This is a genomic window from Bradyrhizobium sp. JR3.5, assembly GCF_054057015.1.
This window is the reverse complement of the sequence record NZ_JBSRYV010000001.1, coordinates 2838455-2851227: the sequence shown is the minus strand read 5'-3', so window position 1 is coordinate 2851227 and position 12773 is coordinate 2838455. Positions and strand designations below refer to the sequence as shown.

The following is a 12773-nucleotide window of genomic DNA, read 5'->3' as shown; positions in this document are numbered from 1 at the left end:
GACAATTATTCGGCGGGCCCATGGATTGCCCTTGGGGTCCTGCGGAAAGACAGTGTTTTGATGAATGACTATGTGCGGCTTTGTGACGGCCCTCTGGCCGGCGAAGCCCCGTCAGGGCTGATTGCGGCGGCCGCGGAAAGCGGCGTCTACGCCGCGCTCGACCTCGGCACCAACAATTGCCGGCTGTTGATCGCCTGTCCCACCGGCGACGGGTTCCGCGTGGTCGATTCTTTCTCGCGGATCATCCGGCTCGGCGAGGGCATCGCCGCGACCGGCTCGATCAGCGAGGCCGCGATCGAGCGGGCGATCGCCGCGCTCGCCATTTGCAGCGACAAGATCCGCTATCGCAAGGCCCGCCGGCTGCGGCTGATCGCCACCGAGGCCTGCCGCGCCGCCGGCAATGCCGAAAGCTTTCGCGCGCGCGTCGCAGCCGAGACCGGCATCGAGCTCGAGGTGATCGATCGCGAGACTGAAGCAACGCTCGCCGTGATCGGCTGCTCGCCGCTGCTCGACCCGAAGGGGCGCGGCGCCATCCTGTTCGACATCGGCGGCGGCTCGACCGAGCTGGTGCGGATCGAGCGCGATCCCGGCGTGCCCGATGCGCCGCCGCGCATCAAGGCGTGGATGTCGATCCCGCTCGGTGTCGTGACGCTGGCCGAACATTTCGGCGGCAAGAACGTCACCAGGGACATGTATGCGCGGATGATCGATGAGGTCGCCCGCCACGTCGCGCCGTTCGCGGCCGAGCACGGCAAGGATCTGCGCGCCATGCACATGCTCGGCACCTCGGGCACCGTGACCACGCTCGCCGGCGTGTTCCTCAATCTGTCGCGCTACGATCGCCGCCGCATCGACGGCATCTGGATGAACGATGGCGACGTCACCGCGACGATCCAGAAGCTGCTCGGCATGAGCTACGAGGCGCGCGTCAACAACAACTGCATCAGCGTCGAGCGGGCCGACCTCGTGCTCGCCGGCTGCGCGATCCTCGATGCGATCCGCAACGCGTTCCCGATGCCGCGGCTTCGCGTCGCCGATCGCGGCCTGCGCGAGGGCATGCTGGTCGAGATGATGCGCGAGGACGGCGCACTTCGGGCGTGCTAGAACACGCCCAATCACACCAATCCAAGAAAGATCATGGCCAAAGACACCACCGGGCGGCTGCACGTCACGGTCAAGAGCGGCGGCAAGCGAAAACTGTCGTCAAAACTCTGGCTCGAGCGCCAGCTCAACGATCCCTACGTCGCCAAGGCCAAGGCGATGGGCTACCGTTCGCGCGCGGCGTTCAAGCTGCTCGAGATCGACGACAAATATCGCCTGCTCAAGCCGGGCATGACGGTCGTCGACCTCGGCGCCGCGCCCGGCGGCTGGAGCCAGATTGCGGCCAAGCGAACCGGTGCCGCCGACGGCAAGGGCAAGGTGGTCGCGATCGATCTGCTCGAGATGGGCGAGATCCCCGGAGTGACGTTCGCGCAGCTCGACTTCCTCGACCATGACGCGCCCGAAAAACTGGTCGCGATGATGGGCGGCCGCGCCGACTTCGTGATGTCCGACATGGCCGCCAACACCACCGGCCATCGCAAGACCGATCAGCTGCGGATCATCGGCCTGGTCGAGACCGCCGCGCATTTTGCCGGGGAGGTGCTCAATCCCGGCGGGACGTTCCTGGCAAAAGTGTTCCAGAGCGGCGCCGACGCCGAGCTGGTGGGGCAGTTGAAGCGCGATTTCGCCAGCGTGCGTCACGTCAAGCCGGCCGCCAGCCGGCAGGATTCCTCCGAGCGCTACGTGCTGGCGACGGGGTTTCGCGGGCAGCAGCCGTCGTTGCGAGGACCGTAGCGACGAAGCAATCCATTGCTCCGCGTAGGCCCCGCTGTGGCGCTACCCTGGTACGGCGACATGCGGTCGCGGGCTGAGCTGAACTTGTTGGAACTCTTCCCGTTACGGCGTATTCTATCTTCCCGGCGCGGTCTGTTCGTTGCGTATTTCAGCCTGGCGCCACGGCAGGTTTGTGCAGCGAGCCGCGCCTTCGTCTTGCGGAGTTCTTCCGTGATGGAGCGCAGGTCGAGCATAGGTAATCGCCTTCTGGCGGCCTTGCCGCCTGCAGAATTTGATTTGCTGGCGCCTCATCTCCGCAAAGTATCGCTCGAACGCGACGTCGTGCTGGTGCGGTCGGGCGACCTCGTCGAACAGATCTATTTTCCCTGCACGGCATTGATCGCGTTCGTCATGGACATGCCGAACGGACAGGCTGTTGCGACGACAATGGTCGGCAACGAGGGCGCGGCCGGCATCCTGTCGACACTCAGGTCGGTACGCTCGCCGATGACGGCGGTGGTTCGCGTCGCGGGCGTGACATGGCAGATTTCGCCGGCACGGTTTCATGCCGCGCTCACGCGGAGCCACGCGCTTGCCGATGCGGTGCAGATTCATATGCGGTCGTTGCTGGTTCAGTTCCAGCACATCGCGGCGTGCAATGCGCTGCATTCGGTGGAGGCCCGCCTGGCCCGGTGGCTGTTGCAGATTCACGATCAGATCGGCAACGACACGCTCCCGTTGACGCAGGAGACGCTGTCGGAATTGCTGGGCGTGCGACGAACGACCGTAACCCACATGGTGCACAAGCTTCGCGCATCGGGCGCGATCCGGTCCAACCGGCGGAGCTCGATCGAGGTCGATAGGCCGCGGCTCGAAGTTGCGGCCTGCGAGTGCTACGAGATCATGCGCGGCAGGATCGACCGCATCGTTTCGGCTGAAGGGATGAAACCGTCCGGTCGCGGCGCGTCGGCGCATGGGCCACCGCGTTCTCACGCCCGACCGTGGACCAATGGCGATAAGGTTCAAGCACACGCACGTATCGCGGGTGCTGAGCGACCACGAAGCCATTGAATCAGGTTGTCACACAGGGCGACGTCAGGACGCTTGGCGCAATTCCTCCTCCGGTTCGTGGACCCAGGCGTCCCTGGCGAACCACTCGTGATGGGTCCGACAGCCCGTGCAATACGTGCGCGAAAAGAACACGGTGCTGCAGCGGAACGTTTCGCGGTCGGATTTCATGCCGGTTTTGATAGCACGTCCTGTCCGCGGGCACTTGATCATGATGACGCCCACCTTGAGCCTCCTCCAATGTCAGGGATTGCTGGTCCCGCGCCCCTTCGGCTGGACTGCGCCCCTTCTCATTGGAGGCGCTTGTCCCAGTCGGGGCTGGGAGCGGGGGCGGCTCGTCAGGAAGGTGTCTTCAGCGCCTTCGCAAGGCTCTTCCTGATCGGCTCGGCGGTCTCGGTCGCGACCTTCTTCGCGATCTCCCAGAGCTCCTTGTTCTGCACGGTCGTGACCTCGAAACTCCTGCGGCCGTGGTCGGCCGAAAGCCGGATGGCTTCCGACAGCGACCTGGTGGCGACGAGTTCGGTCATGAAGGCGAGCGCCGATCTGGTATTGGTCTGGGAGATATCGAGCACCTTGGCCGCGTAATCCGCGGAGCCCCTGGCGTTGATCGAGTAGGCCTCCTTGAGCAAGACGGAGATTTCCTCGGATGCCTCCTTGACCTTCTCGAACTGCTCCCGAGCGCGCGTCGCATTTTGCTCGGCAAAACCCTGAAAGGCCTTGGGCAGGGCGAACAGGGGCAGGTTGAAGCCGCCGACTTTCGGATTGTCGCTCACTTCATTCGTATGGACGTCACTCACTGGCTCTGATCCTTTCAAGCGAAACCAAATCAAGGAAAATCCGGACCTTCCGCGGCGCCTGGACGCCGCGGAAGCGAACCTGGAGCGCTTCCTTCAACATGTTTTTTGCTGATGCTGGGTCACCGCGGGCCCGCCTGAGCCGAACTATGCGGGATCGGCGCCGGAGCTTCCGTTCGCTTTCTGACTCTAGCGGCGATTTTTTTCAGGGACGAACCGCCGTGATGCGCCGAGCCAACCGCGGGCCACTGAGCCACCGATCGCGGCGGCGGCTCAGCCATTGCGGCGGGGGGAATCCTGACGACTTGAGGTAGGAGAGCGCATGGTCGGGCGCTGTCTCGATCAAGACGCGCAGAATAACATTTCAGCGCGACCCGTTGGAACCTCGGCGCGTGGCCAGAGTCGACTTCATTGCTCCCGGCCAATGCCCCTAACCGCACCGGGAGAAAACCCCCCAGTGGGTTGGCGGCCTTGGTGCAGCGTCGGGTTTCGCGCACTGGGGCCGTTTGTTGCAGGGCTGGAAAATCGGGCGGCGCAGGCGCATATCTCTCAGATGGCCACAATTGTTCAATGCAATTGCGGCGCCGAGTACAGACGCACTGAAGAGAAGTTCTTGGTGCCGCATACGGGTGACGCGATCTGTACGGTCTGCGGAGCTGCGCTGGAATCGTGGCTGGAAGCGACCCACGTTCCCACATACGAACTTGTCGAACGTCCGGATCGAAGACAGCCAGCCGGAACGACGGGCCACCTCTAAGGGCCTGGCCGTGACCGGACGGCGCACCAGCAGTGTGTCCGTGCTCGGGAACAGCTAGTTCGATCGACTAGCCGAGCCGCTGATCCCGCGCGTTCTGGGTGTCCTCGGTCGCGACCTTGACCGCTTCGGCCGCGGCGCGCTTCTCGGCGCCTTTGCGGCTCGAGATGTCGATCGCCTTGCGGCCGGCGATCTCGTTGCCGGCGTCAACCGGCATTTGCCAGAAGAACCAGGCGGACGCTGCCGAGATCAGCGACACCACGATGAACGCCGGTCCAAACACGTCGGCGGACAGCTCGGTCTGGTGATGCAGCGCCAGGGTGGTTTCGACCGAGAACGCGCCGACCGCGACGCCGGCGGACACCGCGAGCTGCTGGTTGACGCTGACGAGGGTGGTGGCGCGGCTCATCTGCGGCGCCTCGACCTCGGCATAGGCCACGGTGTTGATCGCGGTGAACTGCAGCGAACGGAAGAACCCGCCGACCACCAGGATGGTGAAGATCAGCATCAGCGGCGTCGAGATCGTGAACAGGGCGCAGGCGGCGAGGAAGGCCGAGCTGACCACCGCATTCACCGTCATCATGTTGCGGAAGCCGAAGGCGCGGATGATGCGCGCCGCCAGGGTCTTCATGCCCATGGCGCCGACTGCGGAGGCAAAGGTGACGAGACCGGACTGGAATGGCGATAGGCCGAAGCCGACCTGCATCAGCAGCGGCAGCAGGAACGGCAGCGCGCCGATGCCGAGCCGGAACATGAAGCCGCCGACGATCGACGCCCGCATGGTCGGCAGCCGCAGCAGTCCGAAATCGAGCACCGGCGAACCGGTGCGCCGAGCATGGATGATGTACAGCGTCATCGCCACCGTGCCGACCCCGACCAGGGCGGCGACGATCGGCCACGGCAACAGATTGAGGCCTGCGACCGACAGCCCGAAGGCGATGCCGGCGAGGCCGATGCCGGCCAGCACCAGTCCCACCAGATCGAAGCGCTCGGGATCCTCGCTCTTGATCGGGTCGATATACCTCAGCGCCAGGAAGATGCCGAGCAGCCCGATCGGGATGTTGATCAGGAAGATCCAGTGCCAGGAGAAATAGGTGGTGATGAAGCCGCCGAGCGGCGGCCCGATCACCGGTCCGATCAGCGCCGGCACCGTCACCCAGGCCATCGCGTTGACCAGCGCGCTCTTGTCGACCGAGCGCAGCAGCACCAGTCGCCCGACTGGGGTCATCATCGCTCCGCCGAGGCCCTGCAGGATGCGGGCGAACACGAAATCGGTCACCGAGGAGGACAGCGCGCAGCCGATCGAGCCCAGCATGAACACGGCGACGGCGCCGGCAAACACGATGCGGGCGCCGAAGCGGTCCGCGGTCCAGCCGCTCGCCGGGATGAACACCGCGAGCGACAGCAGATAGGACGTGATCGCAAGCTTCAGCGTCAGGGGGCTGGTGCCGATATCGGCGGCGATCGCCGGCAGCGAAGTCGCAATCACCGTGGAGTCCATGTTTTCCATGAACAGGGCGGTGGCCACGATGAGCGCGGATCAGGCGTTGCTTGTTCATCAAAATGGGACAGCCGTGCTGAAAAAGGCGGGCGAGGGGGCCATATCATCCTGCCCCGGACCACGCTATTGCGGAACCGGGCAAACGCCCTAAATCCTGCGTGACGCTGCTATGCATCCGCCAGCGTTAGGGGTCCGTGCCGTGATCTACGTCCTTGCCGTTCTGCTGCCGCCGATCGGGCTGCTCCTGAACGGACAGCCGTTTTCGGCCATCTTCAATCTGGTCCTGATCGTGTTTTGCGCGATTTTCGGGCTGTTTTTCCACGTCTTGCTGCTGGTGCCGTCGGCCCATGCGGTCATCGCGGTCCACATGAAGCGGGAGGATCGGCGCCATCGCGAGGTGGTCGAGGCGATCCGCCGGCACGGGCCGCCGCAGGGATATCGCTAAGCAGGCTACAGGGCCCGCTGACTTCGCCCGTAAAAAGCCTGTGCATGGCTGGCAAACACTTTGATTCGTCATGCCGCCATGCTATCGACCAGCGTCAACCCCACCGATGGGCGCCGATTCGACGGTGACGCAGCGAGCGTCGCCGCAGGTAGCGCTCATCCGTAAGACCCTCGCGGCTGAGGCCGCAGATAAGGAGTTGGCAATGGCCACGGGACTTCAGGCGATCCGCGAAGCCTACACGTTCGACGATGTGCTTCTGAAGCCCGGTCTGTCGGACTTTCTTCCCTCCGAAGTCGACATTCGCTCGCGGGTCACCCGCGCGATCCAGCTCAACATCCCGATCATGGCGTCCGCGATGGACACCGTCACCGAGGCGCGGATGGCGATCGCGATGGCGCAGGCCGGCGGCCTCGGCGTCATCCACCGCAATTTCGACCCCGAAGGCCAGGCTGCCCAGGTGCGGCAGGTCAAGAAGTTCGAATCCGGCATGGTGGTCAATCCGCTCACCATCGGTCCTGAAGCCACGCTGTCGGACGCGCTGACGCTGATGAAGGATCACGGCATCTCCGGGATCCCGGTCGTCACCGGTGCGGGCAAGAACGTGCCGGGCAAGCTGGTCGGCATTCTGACCAACCGCGACGTGCGCTTCGCAACCGATCCGCGGCAAAGGGTCTCGGAGCTGATGACGCACGAAAACCTCGTCACGGTGCGCGAGGGTGTCAGCCAGGACGAGGCGAAGCGGATGCTGCACCAGCACCGCATCGAAAAGCTGCTCGTCGTCGACGACCAATATCGCTGCGTCGGCCTGATCACCGTGAAGGACATGGAAAAGGCGGTCGCCCATCCGCTGGCCTGCAAGGACGCGCAGGGCCGGCTTCGTGTCGCCGCCGCCACCACGGTCGGCGAGACCGGCTATGAGCGCACCGAGCGGCTGATCGATGCCGGCGTCGACGTCGTCGTGGTCGACACCGCTCACGGTCATTCGCGGCATGTGCTCAACGCCGTCAACCGCATCAAACGACTCTCCAACGCCGTGCAGGTCGTGGCTGGCAACGTCGCGACCGAGGGCGGGGCGCAGGCGCTGATCGATGCCGGCGCCGACTGCATCAAGGTCGGCATCGGCCCGGGCTCGATCTGCACCACACGTATCGTCGCCGGCGTCGGCGTGCCGCAGCTCACCGCGATCATGGATGCGGTGGCGGCGGCGAAGAAGGCCGACGTGCCCGTAATCGCCGACGGCGGCATCAAATATTCCGGCGACCTCGCCAAGGCGCTTGCCGCCGGCGCCGACATCGCGATGGTCGGCTCGCTGCTCGCCGGCACCGACGAGACGCCCGGCGAAGTGTTCCTGTGGCAGGGCCGCTCCTACAAGGCCTATCGCGGCATGGGCTCGGTCGGCGCGATGGCGCGCGGCTCGGCCGACCGCTACTTCCAGCAGGACATCAAGGACACGCTGAAGCTCGTGCCCGAGGGCATCGAGGGCCAGGTGCCGTACAAGGGCCCGGTCGGCAACGTGATGCACCAGCTCGCCGGCGGTCTGCGCGCGGCGATGGGTTATGTCGGTGCGAAGGACATCAGGGATTTCCACGACAAGGCCGAGTTCGTCCGCATCACCGGCGCCGGCCTGCGCGAGAGCCACGTCCACGACGTCACCATCACGCGCGAAGCCCCGAACTATCCGGGCGGGGCGTAGTTGCACCGACGTCATTCCGGGGCTCGCGAAGCGAGAACCGGAATCCATCGGGCCGCATCGCAGTTGGATGAATGGATTCCGGGCTCGTGCTTCGCACGCCCCGGAATGACGATGGCAGTGCTAGGACCACGCCGTTCACGGCATGATGCACGTCATTTCAAACAGAATTTCAAACAAGCGCGCGCGAAAGAGCAAATCCATCTCCCTTGCGGGGAGCTGAAGTATGCGATTTTCTCGGTAATTTTGAGGCATCCGAACCGTTTCCCCGCAATTGCTCCCCACTTTTGATCCGGGATGTGTCCTGCCGGCGAGGCGACTCTACCGCAAAAACTGTCGGACGGCGGCGAACGCGTTGTCTACGGATTTCGTGTAGCTCTGTGAAAAATAGAAATGACGAATTCTGAGGGTTTTGACATTGTCAATGGCGAATATGCCGTCTATGTAAGGGGCACCTGAGCCGCACAGCGGCAGCTTCGACTGGCCCTCCGCCGGGAAGCACCGGTTCTAGACGACGCCCGCCAATAGCACTGCCACCGGGCCTCAACGTCCAATCCGACCACACTCTCAATGATCACCCTGAATCCGTCTGCCGGCGAGCCCATGCTCGTCAGCGTCAAGACCACGTGCGCGCTCACTAGTCTGAGCCGCGCGATGCTCAACAGATACCGCAGCGAGGGCCGCTTCCCCGTGGCCGTCCCGCTCGGAGAGAAACGCATAGCTTTCATCAAATCTGAAGTCACCGAGTGGATTGATGCCCGCATCGCCGCTCGCGGTGCGAACGATAGCGCACGTCAACAAAGGGCTGCTTAGATGACCACGAAAAAACTTACGCTCATTCCATCTAACCATGAAGCGCGCCTGCGTCGCTTTCTCAAGAGCGCCGGCTACGCACTGAAGAAGACACCCGCGCGGCACTGGACGCTCAAGCTCTACGGCGAGGGCTACATGATCATAAACGACCGCAATGTCGTGGAAATCGGTGGGCATCAGCGCGAGTACGAGGCCACGCTTGAGGACGTTGAAGACTTCGTGGCGGATCTGAGGTCGGTGGCGGCGGATATGAAGCGGGAGGCTGCATAGATGATCGAGATGATCGATATCGATCCGACCGACTACATGGAAGCCAAGAGCGGCATAGACTGTCTGTTTACCCGGCTCGATCGCCACCTATTCAAGTGTTGCCAGGAAAATAAAAACAAAAGGCTCAGTCTCTCGCTCGGCGAAGTCGAGGGGTTTCGTAACATTCTCACCGCCGCCCAACGGGTACTTTCGGCGCTGGGGGATGACAGTGGAAATCCCGACGGCGGCGGCACTCGGGTTGTAGGCAACGTGATTTACCCAGACGCATTTCGCCGCCGAGCCGCTTAAGACCTCCGAGAAGTGCGAGAAATTCTCGCACTTCTCTCGAGCACGACTGGCCCTTTAGCCAGGTGCACGGCGCCACCCCGACTTATTTTTCCGGCCGACCTTTACCGGCGCCTCGCAAATTCCCTATCTCTAGTGATTTTTATTTGCGCCGCGCCTTTAGCGTTTGGCCGTCAAAAATCGCACTACTATTCAAACGGGGGTGATGATGACGCTGCAGATGAAGAGGCAATTATGACGCTTGAGCAGTTCAGAGATTCACATTGCGAAACTGAACGCCAGGCTGCGCTCGCCAATGCGTTTGACGGCGCTGTGCTTCATTCCGTGAAGATGGGCACTTCTATTCGGCTCGCCTCAAAGTTAGCAAACGCGACACTACAATTTGGCGGATCCAGAGTCGGTCATAACAATCTCGCCAAGGCAATCGGTTGCAGCCCGCGCACGGTTGCAAAAGCAATTCGCGAATTGCTTGAAAACGATTTCATCTTTTGCGCCGGGTATACCGTAGACGGCGCGCCGATCTACATCGCAAAAATACAGGAACACGCTGAGGCGTATCGCACGTGGCACAAGGCCCGGTGCGAGGCGCAAGCCAAGGCGTTGCGGGCGAATACTGAGTTCGTTCCTCCCGCGTATCCGAAGCGGGAGCGGAAGCTTGAAAACAAGGCGGCGTAAACCCGCAGAACTGGCGCTGCGGCGTCTCGGTGACGACGCGGACGAGGACGGCCGTCTCACTGATGCCGCGCGCAAGCTCTACCGGAAAATCATTGCGAGCTATAATTGGGAGAACGGCTACGCCGAGTGCTCGGATAACTTCGTTACTGACAAGATGGACACTTCGCTCCGTTCAGTGAAGCGCGGGCGCAAGCTATTGTTGGAAACCGAGCGCGTCTCGATTATCCGCAAAGGTGGCAGGCGAGGCACTGAGACGTGGTCTACCCGCTATGACCTGCCTTTCGGCTATCGCGGCTCTGATGAATTTCGCTCGCTCAACGGCGGCGGGCATACCTTGAATTGGCTCGCAACGCCGGTGACATTACCATTTGATAGGCCGCTCCTGCGCAAGTCCCAAAGTGCCAAAACTGCACTTCCCAAAGTGCCAAATTTTCCAATTTCCCAAAGTGCCACGGTGGCACCCAAACCTATTTCTAAAGAAATAGATATCCCGCCCCCTACGGGGAGCGCGGGGCCTGACGGCCCGCGCGTGGGCGGGGGGAGAGTTACTACAACTACAAGCGCCTCCGCAGGCCCGCCTCCAGGGTACGCGGTCTGGCGTATTGTGCATGCTGAGTACGTCGGCGCGAAGGGGCAATCCGAAGATGAATATGACACGTTGTTGGCACACCTGCGTAGTCAGCGCGGCGGAAAGTTCACGCTTCGCTGCCACGTCGATAGCGATGAATATGCCAGCCTCGAAGCCGCAATGGGTATCGACGGTGAACCGGAGCGACTAGTCGGCAGGGAGGTTGCGATGAGCACCAACCGCGAGGGGCCGAAAGTGTTCTGTCGGCCCTGCCCGGGGCCGTGGAGGGACCTTACGGTTGTAGCCGGTGAATCGCTGGATGACGGTGGCGCAGCGCTCCAAGCGGTGTTCCACGATGAAGGCCCAGAGCCGCAGCGCTGGTTGCTGGGAGCTGGAGATGCAGCAGCGCTTGCCGAGGCATGCGGCGGTGAGGATGGCGCTGTCGGTGCCCGCGTGCGGTTTAGGTTGATGCCAGACGACACACTTGAGTTCAGATTGCTGGTCGCCAGCCAGGCAGAGGCGGCGTAGCAGGGGAGGGAGCCGACTCAAACTCTAGCAACCCGCCGTCGCCCACCGCCCGCATCGAATGGCGATCCAAAACCATAAGAAAAAACTGATCCGGCGAAACAGTCGGGCGAAGCAAGAGCCGGTAACGGCCAAACATCACGTTGAGGTAAAATGCACCACGCAAACGACAATCAGCCGCTCGGCGCCGACTCTGTAATCGAACTGCGCCCCTCACCAGAGGAATTGAACCGGATCTTGCACCGCCGTTTCCCGGGCATGGGCCCGGCCCATGGCCGACAACTGGATGAGGCTGCGCGGGCGACGTTCAATGCGGACTTTTCTAAATGGCTGGGCCTGGACAACCGTTGGCACTCCACGGCTGAGAAGTACCGTCAGTCGCGCGGTAGCCGCCGACTCGCAAAGCCCAGTAAACCCGCCAGACCGGTTGTCGTGGCAGATGAGCAGGACGTCGGCGCGCGCTATAGGCGCTACGCACCGACTGTGGCTGAAGGCGTGGAATTCCTAGCTGGCCGGACCGTACCTGCAGTCGGCGGCAGGCTGTTGCAGATTGGCGATACCGAAGGCGCCATGATCGCGTTAATAGATGGTGGAGCCGATACGTGGGCCGAAGTGCCATACAAGCCCAAGCGCGGGCGTCCGCCTAAAGCAGCTAATGACAACGCGCCGCTCGCGCGGCAGGTCGCATAAAAAATAAATAGCTCGGACCGTATGTCTATGTAGGGGCATCACTGATGCCTTGACGTGAAGACTTCGGCGCGCCGGCACCACCACACCGGCGACGCCCATTTTTTGGCATAGCCAAGCTAATTAGCTGCCTTTCATTTCACTTCTCATAACTAGGATTGCAAAACCATGCGCAAGCGTCGCGCGTGCCAGGCTGTCGCGCGTCGGCTGGGCCTCAACGTCAATCGCGTTGCTGCGCTCGTTCAACGTTGCAGCGAGAATGGCCTTCTGCCTGTCGCCACCGGCAGCGCCAGACCGAACCTGACGAACATTGAATTGGCCCGGCTATTGATCGCCGTCATCGCCGATAACGGCCTTGGCAATGTGCCGGCCACGGTGCGCGACTTCTCCGCGCTTGAGGCCAGCGGCCTTCGTTTTGACGATTGGCTAGAGGGCGTTGTTGCTGGCCGCGTCAACTTGGCGGGCGTTCTATCGCTCGCAATCCAAACCAAGCCCCAGCCCGCTGTGAGTGTCATCACCGGATCTGCGCGGCTCCAATTTGGCGAGCCCACGGCCGACACAGCTAAGGGCTTGGTCATAAGCGGCGACGTGCTTCGTTCTATCGTCGGAGACTTCAATGGCGTGGGGTGAAATTGCCAGATGGAATTCAGAGCGAGGCTTTGGATTCGTGAAATCCGATTTTCCGAAATCGGAGGACGTGTTTGTTTACGGCGCGGTACTTCGTCGCGCAGGAATCGAGCCTCGCATCGGCACGTGCCTTGAGTTTGAGACGGAGATTCACAAGGGGCGGCCACGCGTGAAGTCCTGCAAGCCCTTGCGGACATGGCGCGATGCCGAGACCACAGACGAAGACTGACCGCGCTGCTGGCGCACAATCTGGAGC

General features: G+C 62.6%; 14 protein-coding genes and 1 pseudogene. 13 read left to right on the top strand and 2 right to left on the bottom strand.

Annotation, left to right across the window (positions count from 1 at the left end; translation table 11 throughout):
• Positions 1-60: 60 nt before the first annotated feature.
• The 3 genes from ACVWW1_RS14405 to ACVWW1_RS14395 all read left to right on the top strand — a co-directional run bounded on the left by ACVWW1_RS14405 (position 61) and on the right by ACVWW1_RS14395 (position 2886).
• Positions 61-1104, top strand: a complete 1044-nt coding sequence (locus tag ACVWW1_RS14405) for a Ppx/GppA phosphatase family protein (RefSeq protein ID WP_456656272.1) — start codon at positions 61-63, stop codon at positions 1102-1104.
• A gap of 33 nt (positions 1105-1137) precedes the next feature.
• On the top strand, positions 1138-1836 hold the full coding sequence (locus ACVWW1_RS14400) for an RlmE family RNA methyltransferase (protein ID WP_456656271.1): 699 nt from the start codon (positions 1138-1140) through the stop codon (positions 1834-1836).
• A gap of 276 nt (positions 1837-2112) precedes the next feature.
• A complete protein-coding gene (locus ACVWW1_RS14395) occupies positions 2113-2886 on the top strand; it encodes a Crp/Fnr family transcriptional regulator (protein WP_456656270.1) in 774 nt (257 codons plus the stop codon).
• A 335-nt stretch (positions 2887-3221) separates the two neighbouring features.
• Here ACVWW1_RS14395 and ACVWW1_RS14390 read toward each other — a convergent pair whose 3' ends face one another.
• Both ACVWW1_RS14390 and ACVWW1_RS14385 read right to left on the bottom strand, forming a co-directional pair.
• Complete coding sequence (locus tag ACVWW1_RS14390; RefSeq protein ID WP_456656269.1) at positions 3222-3680, bottom strand: phasin family protein; 459 nt, start codon at positions 3678-3680, stop codon at positions 3222-3224.
• An 821-nt stretch (positions 3681-4501) separates the two neighbouring features.
• Positions 4502-5990: pseudogene (locus tag ACVWW1_RS14385) on the bottom strand (DHA2 family efflux MFS transporter permease subunit).
• Positions 5991-6131: 141 nt separating this feature from the next.
• On the opposite strand from ACVWW1_RS14385, the gene ACVWW1_RS14380 reads away from it, so the two are divergent.
• The 10 genes from ACVWW1_RS14380 to ACVWW1_RS14335 all read left to right on the top strand — a co-directional run bounded on the left by ACVWW1_RS14380 (position 6132) and on the right by ACVWW1_RS14335 (position 12746).
• Complete coding sequence (locus ACVWW1_RS14380) at positions 6132-6377, top strand: hypothetical protein (RefSeq protein ID WP_456656268.1); 246 nt, start codon at positions 6132-6134, stop codon at positions 6375-6377.
• A gap of 202 nt (positions 6378-6579) precedes the next feature.
• Positions 6580-8070 (top strand): IMP dehydrogenase, encoded by a 1491-nt coding sequence (gene guaB, locus ACVWW1_RS14375; RefSeq protein ID WP_456656267.1) that lies wholly within the window; start codon positions 6580-6582, stop codon positions 8068-8070.
• Between the two features lie 567 nt (positions 8071-8637).
• Positions 8638-8880, top strand: a complete 243-nt coding sequence (locus ACVWW1_RS14370) for a helix-turn-helix transcriptional regulator (RefSeq protein WP_456656266.1) — start codon at positions 8638-8640, stop codon at positions 8878-8880.
• Positions 8881-9150, top strand: coding sequence for a hypothetical protein (locus ACVWW1_RS14365; RefSeq protein ID WP_456656265.1), 270 nt, complete (start codon positions 8881-8883; stop codon positions 9148-9150).
• Positions 9151-9438: a hypothetical protein gene (locus tag ACVWW1_RS14360; protein ID WP_456656264.1), complete on the top strand. Its 288-nt coding sequence runs from the start codon at positions 9151-9153 to the stop codon at positions 9436-9438.
• 231 nt (positions 9439-9669) lie between these two features.
• Positions 9670-10110: a hypothetical protein gene (locus tag ACVWW1_RS14355; RefSeq protein ID WP_456656263.1), complete on the top strand. Its 441-nt coding sequence runs from the start codon at positions 9670-9672 to the stop codon at positions 10108-10110.
• Entirely contained in the window at positions 10091-11206 is a 1116-nt protein-coding gene (locus tag ACVWW1_RS14350; protein ID WP_456656262.1) for a hypothetical protein, read from the top strand. The genes ACVWW1_RS14355 and ACVWW1_RS14350 overlap by 20 nt, the downstream gene beginning before the upstream one ends.
• Positions 11207-11356: 150 nt before the next feature.
• Complete coding sequence (locus tag ACVWW1_RS14345) at positions 11357-11893, top strand: hypothetical protein (protein WP_456656261.1); 537 nt, start codon at positions 11357-11359, stop codon at positions 11891-11893.
• 165 nt (positions 11894-12058) lie between these two features.
• Positions 12059-12520, top strand: coding sequence for a hypothetical protein (locus ACVWW1_RS14340; protein ID WP_456656260.1), 462 nt, complete (start codon positions 12059-12061; stop codon positions 12518-12520).
• Positions 12507-12746, top strand: coding sequence for a cold-shock protein (locus ACVWW1_RS14335; protein ID WP_456656259.1), 240 nt, complete (start codon positions 12507-12509; stop codon positions 12744-12746). Before ACVWW1_RS14340 ends, ACVWW1_RS14335 begins: the two co-directional genes overlap by 14 nt.
• Positions 12747-12773 lie beyond the last annotated feature (27 nt).